Origin of the sequence: Congregibacter sp. (assembly GCF_965660375.1) — a bacterium.
Classification (GTDB): Bacteria; Pseudomonadota; Gammaproteobacteria; order Pseudomonadales; family Halieaceae; genus Congregibacter.
On record NZ_CBFHZO010000122.1, the window covers coordinates 1 to 1,861 of the forward strand.

At 59.5% G+C, this 1,861-nt stretch carries 3 protein-coding genes; 2 read left to right on the forward strand and 1 reads right to left on the reverse strand.

The annotated features are described in order from the left end of the window. Positions 1–690 (forward strand): adenosine kinase (locus tag ACTG3T_RS12915; RefSeq protein ID WP_439102693.1); only part of this gene is annotated, 690 nt, incomplete at its 5' end. Positions 691–746: 56 nt separating this feature from the next. Beyond that, positions 747–1,091, forward strand: coding sequence for a pentapeptide repeat-containing protein (locus tag ACTG3T_RS12920; protein ID WP_439102694.1), 345 nt, complete (start codon positions 747–749; stop codon positions 1,089–1,091). A gap of 49 nt (positions 1,092–1,140) precedes the next feature. Here ACTG3T_RS12920 and ACTG3T_RS12925 read toward each other — a convergent pair. Continuing rightward, positions 1,141–1,861 (reverse strand): DUF2333 family protein (locus tag ACTG3T_RS12925; protein WP_439102695.1); only part of this gene is annotated, 721 nt, incomplete at its 5' end.

Below are 1,861 nucleotides of genomic sequence, written 5' to 3' on the forward strand. Positions count from 1 at the left end.
CCGGCAAACACCGACGACCCCACGGGCAAGTGCCTGGTGCTCGTCACCCCCGATGCGGAGCGCAGCATGAACAGCTTTCTGGGGGCCTCCGAAAGCCTCAGCATAGAACAGCTGGATCCCGAAGCCATCAGGAATTCTGAATACGTCTATCTGGAAGGCTACCAGGTGAGCTCCGAGACGGGGCTCGCCGCAGCGATTCGCGCCCGGGAGATCGCCCAGGACGCCGGCGTGCCCGTGGCCCTGAGTTTCTCCGATCCCGGCATGGTGGAATTCTTCCCCGAGCAGTTCCGAAAGATGGTGGGCGCAGGCGTCGACCTGGTGTTCGCCAACGAAGCCGAGGCAAAGAGCTGGACCGGCATGACAGCACTGGCCGATGCGGCAGAGGCTATGAAGGACACCGCGAAGCGTTTTGTGATCACTCGTGGGGGAGACGGTGCGATTTGCTTTGACGGCGAGCAGCTCCATGAAATCCCCGTGCACACGGTAAATGCGGTGGACAGCAACGGTGCGGGAGACATGTTTGCCGGTGCCTTTTTGTACGCCCTCACCGAGGGCGAAGACTTCCCTACCGCCGGCCGTTTTGCCGCCTATGCCTCGGGCATAGTGGTGTCCCAATGGGGGCCTCGCCTCGCGCCAGAACAGTATGGGACACTACGGGATGTCTTCTTCGGTAAAGACCAGACCAAATAGGCTGTTACACCAGAGCCCAGTTACGCCCCAGCAAACAAGCAGGAAACCCAGCGATCATGGACAAGCCGCATATCAAGACCGACCCGCTCTATCAGCTGTTGAGGCAGGAAGACGTCAAGGCATTCAATGAGCAGCGCGACAGCCTCGACTGCAGCAAGCTACGCAACGGAGATTATCGCGGCCGGGATCTGCGCAACATGAACGCCAAGGGATTGGACTTCAGCAACTCTTATTTTCGCAACGCCGACCTCTCGGGAGTCGATTTCCGATCCACAAACCTCGAGGGCGCGAGCTTCCTGGACGCGAAGCTGTCAGGGGTGTATTTCCCCGAGGAGCTGAGCGCCGAGGAGATCCGTCTGTCGCTGGATACCGGCACTCGCCTGCGCTACCGGAAGGACTGATTTCCCCAGGTCCTGTACTTTTATCCTGCCAGGGCTGACCCTGCCAGCACTAGCCCTGGGACAGCAGGTCCCGAAGGTCGATAATCGCGGCGTTTGCACGGCTGATGTAAGACGCCATGATCAAGGAATGATTGGCGAGGGGACCAAACCCAGACCCATTGAGGATCATAGGGCTCCAGATCACACCCTGAGTACCCTCCAGCTCCCGAACGATCTGTCGCAGGCTGACCTGCGCATTCTTGTCTTCAAGGATATCCGCGAAGTCCACTTCCACAGCTTTAAGAAAGTGAATCAAAGCCCAGGCTGCGCCCCGGGACTCAAAAAATACGTCATCAATCTCGCTCCACGGGGTGCGCACTTCGAGCTCGCTCGGCGCCGCCGTCGACTGACTGGCATTGCCATCCCCGGCTAAATCCGTATTCAAGCGACGACCTGACTCGCTCGCGGACAGTCGCTGGGACAAACTGCCCAATCGCGTGTTCACCATCGCCAGCCACTCCCGTAGATTGTCCGCGCGCGCATAGAACTGCGCGTTCTGGGCGCCGGAATCCATAAGACGACGAAGATAGGACTCGGTGGCCCGCATGGACTTGCGATACTCAGTTTCCGTGGCGGGCAGCAGCCAGCTAGTGGACTGGAAGTTCAGGAGCGGCTCTGCCTTCGAGAGATCGGGATCCTCTTTTGACTGGGATTGGGACCGGGAAAAGAACTCACGCATCGCCCGCACCAGGTCCCGAGACTGAATAAGCGCGCCGTACTCCCAACTGGGA